This is a genomic window from Sphingobacterium sp. GVS05A, assembly GCF_019969845.1.
In the GTDB taxonomy this organism is placed as follows: Bacteria; Bacteroidota; Bacteroidia; order Sphingobacteriales; family Sphingobacteriaceae; genus Sphingobacterium.
The window spans coordinates 135,343-149,750 of the sequence record NZ_JAHXYR010000002.1 but is presented as its reverse complement, the minus strand read 5'-3'; the positions used below and the strand labels follow the sequence as shown (position 1 = coordinate 149,750).

The following is a 14,408-nucleotide window of genomic DNA, read 5'->3' as shown; positions in this document are numbered from 1 at the left end:
CTTAGCTTAATGAGCTGTTTGTCTACTATTATGTTTTCGTAGTTTCCACATGTACATGATAATTAAGGTCAATAACACGGAAAAAATAAAATAACGCCAAGCTAATCCATTCTGTGTGGTTACTTTGCCACTAATGGCCACAATAAAGTTGGACAGTGATGTCACAATGTAAACCATTCCACCCATTAGACCGCCTGCGGTGCCTGCATGTTTTGGGAAAAATAACATGCTGTTGGTGAAAAAGCTCGTAAATAAAACACCTGAAATTATATGAATAAAAAAGGCAAAGCCAACCATGATATATAGGCTTTGCTGGAACATACTCACTACGATTAAAGCGACAATAAGTGATGCCTGGAATAGAACAGGAGCTATGATCCGAGGAACAAAATCAAGATGCATACGCTTTTTCGTAACAAACCCACCAATCATCCATGAAAAACCCAGTATCAACGTACAGTAACCAATTGTGACGGATGAAAAGTGAAATGTATTTTCAATAATAAATGGCCCAGTCATATTGAATAGCATTACAATGGAGTAACTAAACCCCAGTACCAGGATGCCCAATATAAAAAGCTTGTTTTGTAACATCATTTTATATAGGTTGAGATTGTCCCTTAGGTTAATCTTTTTCTTTTCGGCAATACTTTCCCCGCTGTACAACACTTCAAATAATAATAAGGCGCCAGCGTAGAAAGCAAGGAAATAAAAATTAGCCTGCCAATCGAATAGTTTTTCAAGATAACCTCCTAAAAAAGGTGCTAGTATTGGGCCACATGACCAGACGATGGTAAAATAGCTTAGGTAATTTTTTAATCGATCACCTGCATATAGATCGACGAAAAGTGCGCGTGTAGCCACCACCAAAATAGATATGGCTATACCTTGCACGACTCTTAATAAGCAAATAAGCAACACACTGTGTGTATGGGTTATCAATAAGCTGCTTAGTATCACCAGTGTTAATGCCAGAAGCTTCGGGCGATATCGGCCTATACTGTCAAGAATATTACCTATAAATAATTGGGAAATGCCATAGCTCAATAGGTAACTGGTCAATGTTAATTGAATATCGCGTTCGTGAACAAGTAGACTTTTGGCCATTGCCGGAAACGAAGGAAGATAGATATCTGTTACAAATCCTGAAAGGGGCATGGATACAAATGCCATGAATGTTACTAACCTGATGCGTTGCGAAGATGCTTCTTTTAACATTTTTACTCTTTTTTGTTAAACAAAACTAGAGACTTTTTGGCTAATACCGATGCTATCTGACAAAGTAAAAATTACGAAAATCAAATATCATTTGTTTTTCTGTCTAAACTTGAGCGGAGATGTCTCTGCATTTTTCTTAAAAAAGTTGTTGAAATGAGCTGGTTCATCAAACCCAAGGGTATAACCGATCTCAGCGACATTCCAATCTGTATAGATCAATAGATTTTTGGCCTCCTCATAGATTTTTTGTTTGATGATCTGCGTTGTTGTCTGATTGGTGACCGATTTGACAGAGGCATTGAGATGATTGACATGTACATTGAGCCTTGCAGCAAAATCGGCTGCGGTATGTAATGCAAGCGGGTAGGCGGGAGAATCCAATGGAAATTGTTTGTGAAGTAATTCATCAAACAAACGATACATCCGGACGCTGCCGGATTGATCTTGCAACTCTACATCTTCCATTCTCCACTCTAAGGCCAGATGAAGGATTGCTGCCAAATTACTTTTGATCGCACTACAACGAAGAGGGTAACTGGAATTATTCAACCGGAACATATTATCAAATAATGTTGTAATTAAATGCAACTGTTCTTCATCCAAAAAGATAATGGGTTTACTCCATTCTTTGAATAGGGAAGTCTTTTTAAATGGTTCAAATGTCTGGCTTCCGGAAAAGAATTCTTGATTGAAAAGGCAAAAGTATCCTTCTTGTTTGTTCGTGTCACATACCCATGTATAGGGAATATTTAATGCGGGTAAAAACAGGGCAGGCCGATCGATATATAATTCATGTTGACCGTATTTGAACCATCCTTTTCCTAAAATGAGACTGATTTTGTAAAAATCGCGTCTGTTATAGGGTGTTTTAAAATCACAGTATTTGCGTGGCGAAATATTGAAATGTGATTTTCCGAGTTCAACATCTAGTATATCCCCACTATTTGTATGGAGATGGCTCAATCGTTTATAGTAATCCTGTAAAGTTTCCAGTGTTTCGCTCATGATTATGCAAAGTTACAAAAATCAAATGTAATCCTAGCTCTTTACAATAACCTCCTCTTTTCTCATTGTATAAACTTAACCAAGATCTGAGCTAGATTGCGTATTAAATTTTACTTTCAAAATAGTATGTACCAGAACCAATTTCTCTGGTTAAGTCGGGCAAGATTACTTTGGCTTTGCTGTTTGCCGGTATGCTGACCTCAAGTTTCAATAGTCCATTTTCAAGTTTCCATGATGATTTTACCGTGCCATAAACGGTTTCTAATTCCGCAGATGCACTTGTAATTTTTCCATTCGGTTTGGGAGCAATGACAACAGCTTTATAACCCGGATTGTCAGCGACCGAATTGATTCCGGCAATCGTTCTGTACATCCAGTCCCCAATTGCCCCATATGCATAGTGGTTGTAGGAGTTCATATCTGGGGTTTGAAAAGATCCATCAGGTTTAATTCCGTCCCACCGTTCCCATATTGTTGTTGCGCCCATTTTTACGGGATAAAGCCAAGAAGGATAGCTTTCCTGCATTAAAAGGTCGTAAGCGACATCATTGTGACCAAACCTGGTCAACACATGACATAAATATGGTGTACCCAAGAAACCGGTTGTGAGGTGATTTCCATAGTCCCGAATATTGGCTACAAGACGATCCGCGCAGGCTGCTCTGAGTTGTTCGGGTAGCATATCAAATTGTAGTGCGAGTACATAGGCTGTTTGTGTTCCTGAAACCAACCTACCCGTTGGGGTCATGTATTCCCTTACAAAAGCGGATTTGATGCTTGTTAGGAGGGTACTGTATTTAGCTACGTCTTCCTGTTTACCCAATACATTTGCTGCATTGATCAACAGTTGGGTCGAATGTGCATAAAAAGTCTGTGCAATCAAATATTTGTCCGTTACAGCAGCTCTTCCATCGTTATCATCATTAGGACGATAAAAAAGCCAATCTCCAAAGTGGAAACCTGAATTCCATAGGTTATTTTTGGCGGTAGATGAGATATAATCTACCCATTTTCGCATGCTCTCATATTGATTTTCCAAGAACTGTCGATCGCCATAAGCCACATACATATCCCATGGGATAATGGTAGCTACATCTGCCCAGCCGGCAGAAGCACCATCATTTGCCCCCAGTACATTGGGGATTACGTGGGGGATTGCACCATTAGGGAGTTGGTCCGCTTTTACATCCTTTAGCCATTTGGTGAAAAATCCCGACACATCCATGTTATAGGCCGCTGTATTGGCAAAAGCTTGCGCATCACCAGTCCATCCTAGGCGCTCATCGCGTTGTGGACAATCTGTTGGCACATCCAAAAAATTTCCTTTTTGTCCCCATTGAATGTTGTGCTGTAACTGGTTCAATAATGCATTCGAGGTTACGAATTTGCCTGTGGTCTCCATTGCTGAGTATAAGGCAACAGCTGTAACGTTTTCCGGTGTCAATTCACCTGGGTAGCCTTCGATCTTCACATACCTGAAACCCTGAAATGTAAAATGAGGTTCAAAGATCTGTGCTGTGTTTTCCTTTAAAATATAGATATCCTGTGCCTTTGCGGACCTGAGGTTTGTTGTATAAAAATTGCCTTCTTTTGTAAGCACTTCAGCATGGCTCAAGGTGATCTTGGTTCCGGCTGCACCTTTCGCTTTGAGCATGACCCAACCTACTAGATTTTGTCCAAAATCTACAACTGTTTCACCTGCTGGTGTTTTGAAAACTTTAAGGGCTTTAAACTGTTCATGTTTCTTAACTGGTGGACCGGCCATCGCAACAAGTTTTTCTGGCCCTTTCTCCATGATGCCAACGTTATTCCATTTATTGTCCTCTTTAAAGCCGATATTATCCCAGCCGGCTATTTCCATCCTGGCATCATAAATTTCGCCGTCATAAATATCAGATGCCATGATGGGTCCATAAGCATATTTCCAGCTTTCATTGGAATTGATTGTTTCTGTTGTACCATCCGTATATTCCACGAGGAGTTGCAGAAGCAATCCACGCGTGTCGCCATAAAAATTATGTTGATTTCCGAAGCCTATCCGTCCTTTATACCAGCCGTTTCCGAGGCTGACACCGAATACGTTGGTACCATTTTTTAGTACAGTGGTCACATCATATACTTGGTACTGTAAATGATTTTTATAACTGGTCCACCCCGGAGCAAAATAAGTATCGCTGATGCGCTGGCCATTGATACGAGCTTCATATAGCCCTTTTGCTGTGACATAGACCATTGCAGACTTTAGTTTTTTATTTATGGAGAATTCTTTTCTAAAAATGGGGCTTCGTGCTGACGTGTCCGTTTCTGCTACCTTGATCCATTTCGCGCTCCAGTCCATAGCGCCGATACCCATCTGAAAGAAATGGACATCAGACCAGGCAGAGGTATTGCCATGATTGTCTTTTACCCTAACTTGCCAAAAATATTTTCTTTTTGAAAGCAGTGCTGCTCCATTATATTTAATCAGTACAGATTGATCTCTGGAGACAGTAGCTTCCCAGACGAGATCCTTTCCAAGGTTTATTGAAGCTTTATTTGTACCTACTCTGATTTCATAAGACGATTGTAAAGTGTTTTTTATAGGAGAAATAATTTTCCAGCTAAATCGGGGATTAGCCGTCTCGATTGCCATAGGATTTTTAAGGTGTTCTACCTTGAGGTCGATTACGCTTAATTTTTGAGCATAGGTCATAAGTGAAAGGATGCACAGAAATCCTACTATTACAAATTTTTGAAGCAGAGTCTTTATAAATGGTTTCATATTTGACGATCGGTTTGGCCGGAAATCCGGAATGATAAGCTATTATCCGTAATAAACTTGATAGATGCATCATGGGCTATCCTGCTCGCTTGGTCAGGAAATGATGGTATATCACTTGAAAAGAAATAGGTATCCTAAAGGAAAATGCAATTTTCCGCTTGATATGGAACGTCAAATAAGGGAAGGATTGTAGTCGGTGAAATCGGAGAGCTGAGCCTTGGACTCTACTTTTGTTTTAAAACATACTGGTGCAAAAATGGGCTAATAATTATTGGCCCATTTTGAATGTTTATCAGGACAGTTGTTTTTGGTTTTTTATTCTGGTCAATAGTAATGATAGCGAGCTTATCTAACGCTTGAAGATAGCTATAACCCCTATTTTGACTATATTTTTTTCTTAGTTGTGGCTATATCTTTGCTACTTTATTGTGTTTTTTTAATCTTCGATTTACTTATTTGATAGAATTTTTTATCATATTTTAGCCTTGTCTATTATCCTAGAATCTAGTTGGTCAATAAATTTTGTACAAGGATCGATTCTTTAGCTATCATGGTGCTATGAATCTGTAATAAAAAGGAGCTTATGAAAATGAAAAGAGGAACATTTATATCAGTGGGAATTTTTGCTATGATCATCTCTATCTGCTCGCAGGGCTGTCGACTTCATCTGTCAAGGTTTGGACAGTAGTACATTTTCCAGGTCAGCTAGATCTGCAATGCCTTTTTTTATGATAATTTCTTTTCCGAACCTAGGTTGATAATAAGAAAAAACGACAGCCTTATTTTCTTTAATTTTTAGTGTCCCCTCCTGAAAGTATTCACCCTTAATTTTTACCCAAACCTCTAGAATGGTTTGATGGCAAAAACGTACATCTTCTAAGAGTTCTTGATGTGATTTAGGATTTATCTTGATATAAAATCGAGCATCATTGATGTTGAGTTCTTCCGTAAAATCAATCTGTAATTTGAGGAATGGATGACTCATTGACAATGGTTTTCCGAGTAAGCTCTGTTCAGCTTTTTCCCACCAGAAGCCTTTAGCGATAACCTCTACAAATTCGTCATGAAAGAAAAAGTAATAATGTGTATAGTCGGTCAACATTTCTTCCACTGAATTGCCCCATTCATATGATTGGCCATAGTGTTTTTTTTTCATATTGATATCTTTCCATCAGCCATCTTGAGTTTTCAACCCGGTACACCCAAGTGCCTACCTCAAAATCTTCCCAATTTTCTCTGGGATCGTGATAAGGTGGAATTTCCCCACGGCAGATTCTGATTCCATCCATTTTTTGTATGGTGATTCTACCAAACTGTTCATCCTCCGTTTCAAAGCAGATAGAGGTCCCATTTTCATCGTATAGGACGGTGGGACTCAGTACTAGATCTGCAACGATGGGAACTTTAATTACTTGTATAAAGGGAATATTCTCTGTCATATATGTTTTGTTCTCAGATTTCTGAAAAGCGTTTTAAATTTCACCTCCCTATTTCCTTCGTTCACCGAGTTTTTATACCCGTTGACCTAAAGACCATAGGCGGAGGAGCTATCGTACTATAATTTTGAATCAACAAATAAGTACAATAAACCACCGAGAGTATAAAGCTTCATCACTAATAATGGATGAATTATTTAGATGAAAAGCTAATATAATAAAATAAGAATATTATGAAAACATTCGTAAAAACATTCGTGGCAGCAGCGTTGATCGCAATAAGTACTTTCGCTATGGCCGCAGATAAACCATCTTCAACTTCAGAGAAAGCTATTGTTAATCTATTCACTGCAGATATCGCCCTTAGTCATTATGTTGCGGTTATCACTGAGGGAGAGTCGGCCGGAGTAGATCAATTATTTGCTGCAGATTTCTGCCAAAAAATCCAATCAGGAAATGCAGCAACAAATAACCGTAGTGAAGTCATCAAATTTTTGAAAAAACAAAAAGGGGAGAAGCTCAACTGCAAGGTAAATACCAAGATCATCGAAGAATCGTCAGATTATATGGTCGCAAAGGTAACAATGCAATTTGCGGATTTCACCAAGACAGATCTTGTGACTTTGGTCAATGAGAATGGAAGCTGGAAAGTGTCCACTTCGGTAAATGCATATAAATAGGACAAAGAATCAATAACTAGTGGTGAGTCAAGTTAGCTCATAGCCTGACTACTAGTGAATCATAAGTTTATAAGTTTAGTTTAGTAGCCACGTCGTGAGATGTGGCTTTTTTGTGTTTCAGCTACTTCTAATCGCAGACACGGACTTTATAAAGTTTCAGGGTCGGTATATATACCTTCTGATTTGGGTTGGTCGCATAGATATTATATGTCCACCAACTTTCTTCTGCTTTTGTGTATACCAGACGGTTTGTTTTTGCATTCCAGTGTATGGATTTTATATGATGAGCATCAGCTAAGGGTGAGAATGGATCGAATTTTCGTTCTTTTATAGAAAAAATAACTACGCCATCTGTAAACGAAACCAATAGACGATTGTCATCTATCCGAGAGAGATCATGCCCGCCTTGTCCGGGAATTTTTATTGTATTGACGAGCGTTAAGCTTTTTTTAGCATCAGTTAATTTATACGTTCGCAGATCGTCATAGCCAAGTACAAATAATTGCTGTAATCTGTTGTTCCAGACTACACCATGTCCCGAATAAAGTGTGTCCTTGTAGATTGGTTTCTCCGGTTGGTCTAATTGATAAAGCTCCAGAGAGTTACCTTTTGGATGAGTTGAGTTTGCCACAGCTACAAGTTTTCCAGGCAATATGTCCGCTGAATGGGCCATGGGTGTCTTCGCGTAAAACTCAATTTTTTTATCGGCGATATTCAATAAGCAGGTTGCACCAGTCGATGATGTAATCAGGATTTTTTTATTCGAAAACACGGGCTTGCATTCATCTATTGACTTGAAATAGTTGCTATATTCCTTCGGTATTTGATGGGCGCTTTCTCCGAATTGCCATTTCCAGACAATGGCTGAGCTATCGGAACCAATTGCGGGATTGATAATAAGTACTTTGTCATCTCCACAGGCAACCCAATACCCCTTTTGGATCTGCGTCAATTGTTGGCCATTGCCTAGAAAAGGTATTGCTAAGATGATCCACAGTACCAATGTGTCAATTATTCTACCAGGTTTCATTCCTTGTTCGGTTTTAATTTCGTATTTAAAGTTAATTAGATAAGTTGTTTGAAAACGAATATGATAACAAAAATAATTAGCTTTACTTATGATCATTGATGTCTTACAAATGAAAGAGATTTATTTTTCGTGCCTCAAACCATATACTGAGGATATCGTCCTGTTGGAATCCTGCTGGAATGAGGTAATCGTATCATATTCCGATCAACGAAGGGCATATCATACCTTGGTACATTTGCAGCATTTTAGCAATCAATTAGATCTTTGTAAAAATAAATTGTCAGATTATTCTACCGCTTATCTTGCTATGATTTATCATGATATCGTCTACTTTATGATGGATGGCAGTAACGAAGAAAAGAGCGCGCTTGTTGCTGTAAATCATCTAAATAGACTGCAGTATCCATCTGATTTGATCAGCGTATGTAGCGAGATGATCTTAGCAACAAAGACACATGCGGGCAATAGTTCGTCTGATATCAATTACTTTATAGATGCCGATATGTCAATACTAGGGGCTGACAGTGTATCTTATGCTCAATATGCCGCCGGCATCCGCAAAGAATATGGAGATTCTATTTATTTTGACCAAGGTAGAAAACAAGTTCTGCAGAGTTTTCTGAATATGGAAAGGATCTTTAAAACAGATTTGTTTTTCGATAGGTATGAAAAACAAGCCCGTTTAAATATTCAACTGGAGATTGTGAGCTTAAGCTAAATTTCCTGTCGCCGATTTACCTCCCCATTTCCGCCATTCACCGAGTTTTCCTGTCCATTAGTCTAAAGCCCGTAGGTGAGGGGCGTATTGTGTTGTAGTTTTGAATCAACAAATAAGAACAACAGAACTAACACAATAGAATAAAGACATTATGAAAACACTAGTAAAAACATTCGCAGCAGTCGCTTTAATTGCATTATCTACTTTCGCTATGGCAACGGAAAAAATAGTCGGAAAAACAGAGAAAGCATCAGTTAATCTTTCCACAGCAGGCTTAGCCCTTGACCATTATGTTGCGGTTAAAACAAAGGGCGAATCAGCAGGAATAGAGCAGTTGTTTGCTGAGGATTTCAGCCAAAACGTTCAATCTTCACATGCAGCAACCAATAGCCGTAATGCTGTGGTCAATTTTTTCAAAAAACAAAAAGGAGAAAGGTTGAATTGTAATGTGAGCGCCCGGATCATCGAAAAGTCAGCAGACTATATGATCGCAAAAGTAACCATGAAATTTGAAAATTTCACAATGACGGATCTTGTTACTTTGGTTCGCGAAGGCGACAGCTGGAAAGTATCCAAATCTATTAACTCGTATAAATAAGCAGGTCGTTTAAAATAAATATATATGTTGAAGAGCCACATCGGGAGATGTGGCTTTTTAGTCGACCTATATGCTCCATACGATATCCATTTTCTTGCTTAACATATTTATATAAGTTTATATTCCTACACAATTATCAAAATAAAAAATGAAGATTTTAATGGTATTGCTTGTCTTGCTTTCGTTTCAGAAATCAGTTGCTCAATCCTATGAACAATTGATGGATCTGGCTGGTACACAAATTAAATTGGAAAAATACAAAGACGCTCTTCTGACTTTTCAAAAAGCCTTTAAAAAGCAAGATGATAAAGGAAAATATGATTATGCAAATGCGCTGGTGATTGCACTTCGCTGTGGTAAAACCGACTTGGCTATTGAATGGTTAAATGAAGGGGTTAAATTAGGCTTGGGCGATAATGAACAAGAGCTGTCCTATTTTAAAAATGATTCCATATTTAAATCAATAATACATGACCTCACATACAAAAAAATCTTAGCGAAGATGGAAGCTCAAATTCAGCAAAAATATAAGCTAGATAAAATTTGGCAAGATGAAATTCTATCGAATGCGATCTCAGGTAAACAAGCTTCCTATCAAAATGCACGACAAGGTTTTGCATTGTATCATATTAATCAAGGTGGATTTGAAATTCCATATCTTGTATTTGTTCCCAAGGGTTATCAGTGCGATACGCCAACAAGGACGCTTTTTTTCCTACATGGAGGAGTGAGTGCGCAAGAAGCATCGTTCACAGTAGACCCTCAGACACGGTTTGAACCTATTTTTACAATTGCTGATAGCACCAATTCGATTGTTATATATCCCTTTCAAAAAGGAAATCCTGGATGGAAGAATTACGACAATTGCTCTGCAATTATTGCGACGATATTGGCTGAGGTTAAGCTTCGTTATTATATTAACACAAATACAATGTATTTGGGCGGATTATCAATGGGGGGAAATGTCAGTTATCGGTTTGCTCAGGAACAAAATACCCCTTTTCGAGCATTTTATACCATTTCGGCACGGCCGAAGATTGGTGATTTTGAATCCGAAAACGGAATTCCAGAACTCACCCATTCAATCTACTCAATACATGCCAAAGACGATAGTCTTTATACCTACGACGACCTCATGAAAGTGTACCAACAAGTAGAGAAACGCACTAAAAATTGGGTGTTAAAATCTGTGGAAAGTGGAGGACATGGGTTTTCATACTTACCTACAGGTAAAAAATCAACTTTGGAATTTTTCAGAATGATATTCAATAAAGAAGAGGAATAATTCCTCTTCTTGCCAGCATCAATTTTTTTATGATACTTAAATTTTTCTTTATGAACTTTCTAATGTACTGTTGATTAACAGCAGTCCCAATTAAACCATGCTTTATCAAAATTTTTATTTTTAAGATCGTCGGGATGAATAAATAAATTGGCAATTCCCGAATCGCCAAACATGATTTGTTCGTCCGTATCTATTTGCAACAGTAATATATCTTCTCTTACTTTTTTTTCATAATCTCGGGGATCAGATTGTGTGAAATAAGCATAACCTCCAATTTTATGACCTGTAGCATCAAGAAAGTTCTCTACTGTTTTACATTCATCTTGTGTAAGTGTCTCACAAAATTCATAAAAGTCCATATTATTAAATCGAAGATTAAATCTATGATCTTCTGTTCCACCAAATTCAGTTGTCTTTATAAATTCAAGTTTATGCTCGCAATAAACAGGGCTGTCTTCATAAAGATCTTCCATCAGAAAAGGGAATTTGGTTTGATGTTCATTTGTAGCTTCATCATGATAAATGATTTTATAATCATCCATATCATACCAATCTGTCGAAGAAATAAATAACTGTAAAATGCCACTTTCGGGGTAGTTTTCGATATGAGGTATTTCTTCGAAATTTATTTGGGCAATTAAGATCATTGGTTTCCCGTTTTTATCTTTCGGATATTCATATTGCAAAGGTAAATATGGGATACCTAAGAATTTACTTTGAATAATAGTTAGAGATTCCTCAGTGTTAACAGGAATAGCATTTATCTTTACTGATTCAAGTTTTAATTTTTCTAATTCAGTGCTCAGTTCTTTTAAAATGATAGGTATCATATCGATTTTGTATGAATATGGCTTTTTATTGAATACTAATTTAGCAAACAGTATTTTTAATTTGCTATTAATGCTCCGCGTTGACTCAAAATTTTTTGGTTATCTTTTTCTACATCAAGGGTAATATCAGGCGCATTTTTTTCGGCAATAATATTCCGATATATTTTGTAAGTATAGTTTCTGTTTGTGAATGTAATGACGTGATTTCCTCCGCTTCCGCCAAACTCCAATTTGCCATTATTGAGTATAATATCAGGTTGCGCGTTTTCTTTGTTGCCAATCTTCCAAGAAGCATATCTGTACTTTCCGTTAGCAAGTTCATCTACTCTAATCAGATATTTTTCGGTTCTTATTGTATATACCGGATTTTTAAATTGTTTTAAAGAACTGTGTACGTAATCTTTTTGTTGTTGGATCAACGTTTGTTTTAATTTTTTTTCAAAAGGGCTCTGATAGTTTATGGCGGTTATTTTCCCTTCATCACTATCTATCCATACAGTGCCGTTATCGAGCATGATTCCCCGCCAACCAACTTCTGTCCATTGTTCAGTTTTTGAACCTGCAATCAGATTGAGGAGCGTCTGATCAAAAATCTCGTGAGACCTTTGCTTAAATTCTTTTGGATTTTTAATAGCTGGAATCGGGTTTTCTCGTTTCAAAGGGTAATTTATAATGGCTGAAATAGCGTCGAAGTTCTTTTGTTTGAAGAGTGAGATTATGTTATTGATCTTGGCTTTTTTTGAAGCGTTAATTTCGATATCCTGTGCCTGGCCAAAGCCATAAGTCAGTAACATTACAATTAAAAAGCTAAATTTCATCTGTTGTTTTATTATGCTGTATGTATCACCTTTGAAATTACTAAATTATATTATTCATGATCTATTGAGTCTTCTTTCTCTATTTTATTTATTCCATAAATAATAATGTCTGAATTATCCTCATCAATTTTACCCACTGCCAATTTAAAGCCGACTCGCTCCAAGAGTTTTTTGGACGCTATATTTTCGCGATGCGTATACGCTTCAATATATTCAAATCCTGCTTTATTGAAGGCATAATCTAGTATTGTCTTTACAGCTTCGCTCATTAATCCTTCCCCTTGAAATTGAGGAAGCAATTCGTAGCCTATCTCCGCATAATTTGTATTTCGGTCGATATTCCATAAGGTTATCGTTCCAATAAATTCACTGGGAACTATGGTATTGATCGTGAAGTAAAAATTATTTTTTTTGACCAACTCTATAAACTGCCTGATGTCTTCAAGGTTTTTATTGATATCCCGCTCAATATATTTAGCAACTTGTGGATTGGTCCGGAGATTATACATATTTTGGAGGTCGGACAGTTCGACAGGTTTCAATACTAGTTTGTCTGTGGAGATTTTTGTTTCCATATCCAGTCTGTTTGTAACGAATTGACTCAATTTATGAATAAAAATTGTCATTTTATTGGTCAATGGAGCATCTATTTTCCGCGTTCGATTTCAGCTTTGGTCAACAGCTGTAAGTACACTAAAAAGACTGCTTTTCCCATATTGTCAAAAAATTATAAGAGAAAAAGAATACTATATTTCTGAAGTTGTTAAGCCATATTTCTCTTTGAATGATGAATAAAAATGACTTAGGTTTTCAAAACCAAGATCCAGATAGAAGGTTGTTGGTTTTTGTCGTTTGTGTTTGATCAAATAATACGCTTCTTCCAGACGTTTATTCTTGAGCCACAATTTGGGACTACAATTAAAGATCTGAGCAAAGTCACGCTTGAAAGACGATATACTGCGTCCCGTAAGTTTAGCGAATGATTCTATCGGAACATTAAACATATAGTTGTTATTCATAAACTCTTCAAGATCGATTTTATAGGTTTTAATGAAATCGAATAAAATATATTTTAAATCAGGGTTACTATCAAGCAAGAGCTCGATAGCCTCCCTGACTTTTATATCGGCAAGTCTAGGTGTTGCCTGTTTCGTTTTATTTATATAAGGAGCAAGCGAAATAAAATAACTGGTGAGAAACTCATTGGGCTCAAAAAATAATTTCTGCTTTCCTCTATATTGTGTATCTATGACAATTTTATTTTCAAAAGCGTAACGCTGCAAAGTTTCTTTGTCCAATGTTATGGCAATGAAATTATATTTTCCAGATTTTGAAGGATATTTTATTGTACGGATCAGCTGATTTTTTTTGACCAGCACGACCATGTTTTCATGGATAACTGTAAATCCCTGATCATGAAAAGCATGTGTTTCACCGGAGAGCTGAAATCCTAAAAAATGATCCGGATAAAACTCCTCGGATCCCCTATGTTTTTCAAATGCACAGGAATACACTAGCCTATCGAATATGATCTCGTGGGTTGCAGTCATGACACAAATATCATTAAATTAAAGGATTATCTGACTACCCGCGCTTGCAATTTCTTTATCCTGCTCAGGAGTACCTCCGGAGCAGCCAATAGCTCCAATAATGTTGTCTTTCGCGTCTTTAATGACTATTCCTCCAGGTATTGTCAATAAACCATCATTGGAGTTGATCATGCCATAGGAATGGATAGCAGAGCCAGCGATAATACTCCCCATAATATCACTGTCTACACCAAACATGATCGCAGTTTTTGCTTTTTTTATCGCGAAGTCTATGACACCAAAGACACTGTCAAGTCTTGCTAAAGCCATTAAATGTCCGCCATTGTCTACTACTGCTATGCAGACAGAAATACCTATTTCGTTTGCTTTCACAATAGAAGCATTCAATAGTTGGGTTGCTTGATTATAATTTATATTCATCATATTGGTCCATTATTTTATGAAAAGAGCACAGCAAGGTAGCTGTGCCCATAGGATAT

The 14,408-nt window shown here is 37.3% G+C and carries 15 protein-coding genes; 4 read left to right on the top strand and 11 right to left on the bottom strand.

Translation table 11 applies throughout. From position 1 onward, the window contains the following. Window positions 1-6 precede the first annotated feature (6 nt). From LC454_RS05425 to LC454_RS05405, 5 genes are all read right to left on the bottom strand, one after another. Window positions 7-1,218 (bottom strand): MFS transporter, encoded by a 1,212-nt coding sequence (locus LC454_RS05425; RefSeq protein WP_223580383.1) that lies wholly within the window; start codon window positions 1,216-1,218, stop codon window positions 7-9. An 87-nt stretch (window positions 1,219-1,305) separates the two neighbouring features. Then, a complete protein-coding gene (locus LC454_RS05420; protein ID WP_223580381.1) occupies window positions 1,306-2,223 on the bottom strand; it encodes a helix-turn-helix domain-containing protein in 918 nt (305 codons plus the stop codon). Window positions 2,224-2,326: 103 nt separating this feature from the next. Further along, complete coding sequence (locus tag LC454_RS05415) at window positions 2,327-4,984, bottom strand: glycoside hydrolase family 78 protein (RefSeq protein WP_223580379.1); 2,658 nt, start codon at window positions 4,982-4,984, stop codon at window positions 2,327-2,329. A 670-nt stretch (window positions 4,985-5,654) separates the two neighbouring features. Further along, complete coding sequence (locus tag LC454_RS05410) at window positions 5,655-6,140, bottom strand: hypothetical protein (protein ID WP_223580377.1); 486 nt, start codon at window positions 6,138-6,140, stop codon at window positions 5,655-5,657. After that, window positions 6,109-6,423, bottom strand: coding sequence for a hypothetical protein (locus tag LC454_RS05405; protein ID WP_223580375.1), 315 nt, complete (start codon window positions 6,421-6,423; stop codon window positions 6,109-6,111). The genes LC454_RS05410 and LC454_RS05405 overlap by 32 nt, the downstream gene beginning before the upstream one ends. Window positions 6,424-6,653: 230 nt before the next feature. On the opposite strand from LC454_RS05405, the gene LC454_RS05400 reads away from it, so the two are divergent. Beyond that, entirely contained in the window at window positions 6,654-7,100 is a 447-nt protein-coding gene (locus tag LC454_RS05400; RefSeq protein WP_223580373.1) for a nuclear transport factor 2 family protein, read from the top strand. 127 nt (window positions 7,101-7,227) lie between these two features. On the opposite strand, the gene LC454_RS05395 is transcribed toward LC454_RS05400, so the two are convergent. After that, on the bottom strand, window positions 7,228-8,130 hold the full coding sequence (locus LC454_RS05395) for a DUF6528 family protein (protein ID WP_223580371.1): 903 nt from the start codon (window positions 8,128-8,130) through the stop codon (window positions 7,228-7,230). A gap of 109 nt (window positions 8,131-8,239) precedes the next feature. Here LC454_RS05395 and LC454_RS05390 point away from each other — a divergent pair, with 109 nt between their 5' ends. The 3 genes from LC454_RS05390 (at window position 8,240) to LC454_RS05380 (ending at window position 10,731) form a co-directional block, all read left to right on the top strand. Further along, window positions 8,240-8,848 carry a hypothetical protein gene (locus LC454_RS05390; protein ID WP_223580362.1) on the top strand — a complete coding sequence of 203 codons (609 nt, stop codon included), beginning with the start codon at window positions 8,240-8,242 and terminating at the stop codon, window positions 8,846-8,848. Window positions 8,849-8,999: 151 nt separating this feature from the next. Further along, window positions 9,000-9,446 (top strand): nuclear transport factor 2 family protein, encoded by a 447-nt coding sequence (locus LC454_RS05385; protein WP_223580360.1) that lies wholly within the window; start codon window positions 9,000-9,002, stop codon window positions 9,444-9,446. A 148-nt stretch (window positions 9,447-9,594) separates the two neighbouring features. Further along, on the top strand, window positions 9,595-10,731 hold the full coding sequence (locus LC454_RS05380; protein ID WP_223580358.1) for a hypothetical protein: 1,137 nt from the start codon (window positions 9,595-9,597) through the stop codon (window positions 10,729-10,731). Between the two features lie 74 nt (window positions 10,732-10,805). Here LC454_RS05380 and LC454_RS05375 read toward each other — a convergent pair whose 3' ends face one another. The 5 genes from LC454_RS05375 to LC454_RS05355 form a co-directional block, all read right to left on the bottom strand. Continuing rightward, window positions 10,806-11,561 (bottom strand): YwqG family protein, encoded by a 756-nt coding sequence (locus LC454_RS05375; RefSeq protein ID WP_223580356.1) that lies wholly within the window; start codon window positions 11,559-11,561, stop codon window positions 10,806-10,808. Window positions 11,562-11,617: 56 nt separating this feature from the next. Continuing rightward, window positions 11,618-12,379 (bottom strand): hypothetical protein, encoded by a 762-nt coding sequence (locus LC454_RS05370; protein WP_223580354.1) that lies wholly within the window; start codon window positions 12,377-12,379, stop codon window positions 11,618-11,620. 50 nt (window positions 12,380-12,429) lie between these two features. Beyond that, window positions 12,430-12,954: a GNAT family N-acetyltransferase gene (locus LC454_RS05365; RefSeq protein ID WP_223580352.1), complete on the bottom strand. Its 525-nt coding sequence runs from the start codon at window positions 12,952-12,954 to the stop codon at window positions 12,430-12,432. 171 nt (window positions 12,955-13,125) lie between these two features. Further along, window positions 13,126-13,929, bottom strand: coding sequence for a helix-turn-helix domain-containing protein (locus tag LC454_RS05360; protein ID WP_223580351.1), 804 nt, complete (start codon window positions 13,927-13,929; stop codon window positions 13,126-13,128). An 18-nt stretch (window positions 13,930-13,947) separates the two neighbouring features. Beyond that, window positions 13,948-14,352, bottom strand: a complete 405-nt coding sequence (locus LC454_RS05355; RefSeq protein ID WP_223580348.1) for a GlcG/HbpS family heme-binding protein — start codon at window positions 14,350-14,352, stop codon at window positions 13,948-13,950. Between the last annotated feature and the right edge of the window lie 56 nt (window positions 14,353-14,408).

Bases quoted from the DNA above. Each gene is read 5' to 3' on its own strand.
- LC454_RS05425 (WP_223580383.1), bottom strand. From the start codon at position 1,218: ATGTTAAAAGAAGCATCTTCGCAACGCATCAGGTTAGTAACATTCATG.
- LC454_RS05420 (WP_223580381.1), bottom strand. From the start codon at position 2,223: ATGAGCGAAACACTGGAAACTTTACAGGATTACTATAAACGATTGAGC.
- LC454_RS05415 (WP_223580379.1), bottom strand. From the start codon at position 4,984: ATGAAACCATTTATAAAGACTCTGCTTCAAAAATTTGTAATAGTAGGA.
- LC454_RS05410 (WP_223580377.1), bottom strand. From the start codon at position 6,140: ATGAAAAAAAAACACTATGGCCAATCATATGAATGGGGCAATTCAGTG.
- LC454_RS05405 (WP_223580375.1), bottom strand. From the start codon at position 6,423: ATGACAGAGAATATTCCCTTTATACAAGTAATTAAAGTTCCCATCGTT.
- LC454_RS05400 (WP_223580373.1), top strand. From the start codon at position 6,654: ATGAAAACATTCGTAAAAACATTCGTGGCAGCAGCGTTGATCGCAATA.
- LC454_RS05395 (WP_223580371.1), bottom strand. From the start codon at position 8,130: ATGAAACCTGGTAGAATAATTGACACATTGGTACTGTGGATCATCTTA.
- LC454_RS05390 (WP_223580362.1), top strand. From the start codon at position 8,240: ATGAAAGAGATTTATTTTTCGTGCCTCAAACCATATACTGAGGATATC.
- LC454_RS05385 (WP_223580360.1), top strand. From the start codon at position 9,000: ATGAAAACACTAGTAAAAACATTCGCAGCAGTCGCTTTAATTGCATTA.
- LC454_RS05380 (WP_223580358.1), top strand. From the start codon at position 9,595: ATGAAGATTTTAATGGTATTGCTTGTCTTGCTTTCGTTTCAGAAATCA.
- LC454_RS05375 (WP_223580356.1), bottom strand. From the start codon at position 11,561: ATGATACCTATCATTTTAAAAGAACTGAGCACTGAATTAGAAAAATTA.
- LC454_RS05370 (WP_223580354.1), bottom strand. From the start codon at position 12,379: ATGAAATTTAGCTTTTTAATTGTAATGTTACTGACTTATGGCTTTGGC.
- LC454_RS05365 (WP_223580352.1), bottom strand. From the start codon at position 12,954: ATGGAAACAAAAATCTCCACAGACAAACTAGTATTGAAACCTGTCGAA.
- LC454_RS05360 (WP_223580351.1), bottom strand. From the start codon at position 13,929: ATGACTGCAACCCACGAGATCATATTCGATAGGCTAGTGTATTCCTGT.
- LC454_RS05355 (WP_223580348.1), bottom strand. From the start codon at position 14,352: ATGATGAATATAAATTATAATCAAGCAACCCAACTATTGAATGCTTCT.